The 3,430-nt window shown below is 76.6% G+C and carries 3 protein-coding genes and 1 pseudogene; all 4 read left to right on the forward strand.

Annotation, left to right across the window (positions count from 1 at the left end):
* Positions 1 to 237 precede the first annotated feature (237 nt).
* The gene (locus NWP10_RS11040; protein WP_158493420.1) at positions 238 to 1,452 is read left to right on the forward strand and encodes a glucose-1-phosphate adenylyltransferase family protein; all 1,215 of its coding nucleotides are present in this window, start codon (positions 238 to 240) and stop codon (positions 1,450 to 1,452) included.
* Positions 1,453 to 1,527: 75 nt separating this feature from the next.
* Positions 1,528 to 2,550: a pseudouridine synthase gene (locus tag NWP10_RS11045; protein WP_258300945.1), complete on the forward strand. Its 1,023-nt coding sequence runs from the start codon at positions 1,528 to 1,530 to the stop codon at positions 2,548 to 2,550.
* Positions 2,547 to 3,233, forward strand: a complete 687-nt coding sequence (locus tag NWP10_RS11050; protein ID WP_258300946.1) for a DedA family protein — start codon at positions 2,547 to 2,549, stop codon at positions 3,231 to 3,233. The genes NWP10_RS11045 and NWP10_RS11050 overlap by 4 nt, the downstream gene beginning before the upstream one ends.
* A gap of 2 nt (positions 3,234 to 3,235) precedes the next feature.
* Positions 3,236 to 3,430: pseudogene (locus NWP10_RS11055) on the forward strand (hypothetical protein); the annotation flags it as partial.

Consider the following 3,430-nt stretch of genomic DNA (forward strand, 5'->3'; position numbering starts at 1 on the left):
CCGTCGTACTGGGTGCACGGGCACGACCGCGCCCCCTGCCTACGCTGCGGCGGGCGCGTGCGCCAGGAGGACTTCGGCTCCGCCGAGGACGACGCGCGGCAGCTGTGGTGGTGCCCGACCTGCCAGCGGTGAGCCGCGCCCGAACCGTGGCCCCGGCGGCGGCGCCGGCCCTACGCTGAACGGCGCCCGTCGCCGCAGGGCCGCTCGGCGCGGCCCCCGACCCCCAGGAGGACCCGCGTGGCCGACCCGTTCCCCGACGACCCCCGCAGCGCCGTCGTCGCGCTGATCCTGGCCGGCGGCCGCGGTAGCCGCCTCGCCCCGCTCACGGACGCCCGATCGAAGCCGGCCGTGCCGTTCGCGGGCCAGTACCGGCTCATCGACGTCGCGCTGACCACGGTGGCCCACTCGGGCCTGCAGGACGCGTGGATCGTGGAGCAGTACCGGCCGTTCACCCTCAACCAGCATGTGGCCGGCGGCCGCCCGTGGGACCTCGACGGCACCCGCCACGGCCTGCGCGTGCTGCCCCCGGCCCAGGGCCGCGACGAAGAGGGCTTCGCCCAGGGCAACGGGCACGCCATCCACCAGCAGCTCGCCCCGCTGCGCCGCTTCGGCGCCAAGACGGTGGTCATCATGAGCGCCGACCACCTCTACCGCATGGACCTGCGCCCCGTGCTCGAGCGGCACCGCGAGCGCGACGCCGAGCTCACCGTGGTCACCACGCAGGTGGCCGAGGACGCCTCGCGCTTCGGCGTGGTGAGCTCGGACGCGGACGGCCGCGTCACCGCCTACGACTACAAGCCGGACGAGCCCGCCACGGACGTGGTGGCCACCGAGGTGTTCGTGGCGGACGTGGACGCGCTCACCGAGGTGATCGAGTCGCTGCTGGACTCCGCCTCGGAGGAGCAGGTCGACGACGACGACCCCGCCGGCGCCCAGCTCGGCGACTACGGGGAGACGATCATCCCCGCCCTCGTGGAGCGCGGCCGCGTGCACGAGTTCCGGCACGAGGGCTACTGGAAGGACGTCGGCACGATCGACGCCTACTACCAGGCCCACATGGCCCTGCTGCGCGGGGACGGCCTGGACCTGGACGACCCGCGCTGGCCGCTGATCTCCAACTTCCACCCGCGCCCGCCGGCGTTCATCCACCCGGAGGCCGAGGTCAACGGCTCGATGCTCTGCCCCGGCAGCCGCGTCCGCGGCACCGTGACGGAGTCCGTGATCGGCCCCGGCGTGGTCGTGGAGGCCGGCGCCACGGTCCACCGCTCCGTGCTGCTCGGCTCCGCCACGGTGCCCGCGGGCGCCCGCCTAGACGCGGTGATCGCCGACGTCGGCGCGCGGATCCCCGAGGGCGCCACGGGGCAGACCAAGCCCGGCCCCGGCAACATCACGGTGCTCACCCCCGACGACCGCTCCACCGCCGAGGGCGACGAGACCACCGGCCACGCCTGACCCTGGCCGACGGCGGCGGGGCGGCGGGGTGCCGCCCCGCCGCCGTCGGCCGCGCGGGCCTGGGATGATGGGTCCGTGGCCGTCCCCTCCCCCCTCCCTGCCCGCAACGGCGTGAACGCCACGCGCCTGCGCCTGCCCGCCTCCGGCTGGGACACCGCGCAGGACTACGTGCTGCACCGGTTCGGCCACGTGGACCCGGACGGCATCCGGGCGCGCTTCGCGGCGGGCGAGGTGGTGGCCGCCGACGGCACCGCCCTCACCCCGACGACGCCCCTGGGCGTGCACGACGACCTCTGGTACTACCGGGACGTCCCCCACGAGGATCCCCTGCCCGTGGCGCACACGCTGCTGCACCGGGACGAGCACCTCGTGGTAATCCACAAGCCGCACTTCCTGCCCACCACCCCGGGCGGGCGCTTCGTGCAGGAGACCGCGCTGGTGCGGCTGCGCAACGAGCTCGGCGTGGACGACCTCGTGCCCCTGCACCGGCTGGACCGGGCGACCGCCGGCGTCGTGATGTTCTCCGTGGACCCCGCCACCCGCGGCGCCTACCACCTGCTCTTCGAGCGGCGGGCCGTGGCCAAGACCTACGAGGCCGTGAGCGCTCTGCCCCCGGACGCCGACGACGACGGTCCGGTCCTGGGGCGCTTCCCGCTGACGGTGCGCAGCCGGATCCGCAAGGACAAGGGCGTCCTGCGCTCGGTGGTGGAGGAGGTCCCGGCGGCCGCCTCGGGACGGCGCGCGGGCGCGCCGGTGCGCACCCGCCGGTCCAACGCGGCCCACGCCGGGGCGAACGCGGAGTCCCGGGTGGAGGTGCTCGGGGTCGGGGAGTCGGCGGGGACGCTGGCCGGGCGGCGCGTGGCGCACCTGCGGCTCACCCCGCGCACCGGCCGCACCCACCAGCTGCGCATCCACCTGGCCGCCCTCGGCCTGGGGATCGCCTTCGACCCGTTCTACCCGGACCTGCTCGACGCCGCCCCGGACGACTTCTCCCGCCCGCTGCAGCTGCTCTCCCGGTCCCTGCGGTTCACGGATCCGCTCACCGGCCGGGAGCGGGAGTTCGTCTCCCCGGCGCAGCTGCAGGAGCGTCCCCGGTGACGGTACTGACACCGGCCTGGTTCGCCGTGGCCGGCGGCGTCCCGACGATGGGGGCGGGCGCCGCGGCGGCCAGCGGCGCCGGCGCGTGGGACCCGTCCGCGCTGCTCGACTCCCTCGGGGCGTGGTTCCACCCGCTGACCGCCCTGCTCGTGGCCCTGGACGCCCCGATCCCGCCGGTGCCCTCGGAGGTGTTCGTGATCGGCTCCGGCGCGCTCGCGGCCGAGGGCCGGGTGGGCCTGGCCGCCGCGGTGCTCACGGCGTGGCTGGGCTGCTGGGCCGGGGACGTGGGGCTGTACGCCCTGTTCCGGCACGGGCTCGCCGACCGCCTGGACCGCTGGGCCTGGTGGCGCCGGGTGCACCGGGGGATCCGGGTACTGCTGGTGCGGGTGGGCCCCGCGGGCAGCCTCGCGGGGCTGTCCGTGCTGCGGTTCGTCTCGGGCGGGCGGACGGCCTCGATGGCCGCCGCGGGGATCGGCGGCATCCGCTGGCCCGTGTTCCTGTGGCTCTCCGGGGCGGGCTCGCTCGCGTGGTCCGGGTGGATGGTCGGGCTGGGCTGGCTGACCGGCCGGACCACCGGCCTGCCGTGGTGGGCGTCGGCCGTGGTGGGGATGGTGTTCGGTACCCTTGCAGGGTTGATCATCGCGGGGGTCGTGGCCCGCCGCCGCCGGGCTCGGAAGGGGTGAGCATGCAGGACCCGTCCTCGGAGTCGCACGCCGCGCTCGAGCGCCTCCGCGGCGCCCCGAAGCCCATCCCGGCCCCCGAGGAGGCCGCCGCCGCGCCCGGCACTCCGGACCAGGACGACGACGGCGCCGCGGCCGCCGAGGACCCCGTCCCGGCCGCCGCCCGGACCCCGGCGGACGACCCTGCCCCGGCCCCGAGC

Source organism: Micrococcus sp. HG099, assembly GCF_024723355.1.
Taxonomy (GTDB): Bacteria; Actinomycetota; Actinomycetes; order Actinomycetales; family Micrococcaceae; genus Micrococcus; species Micrococcus endophyticus.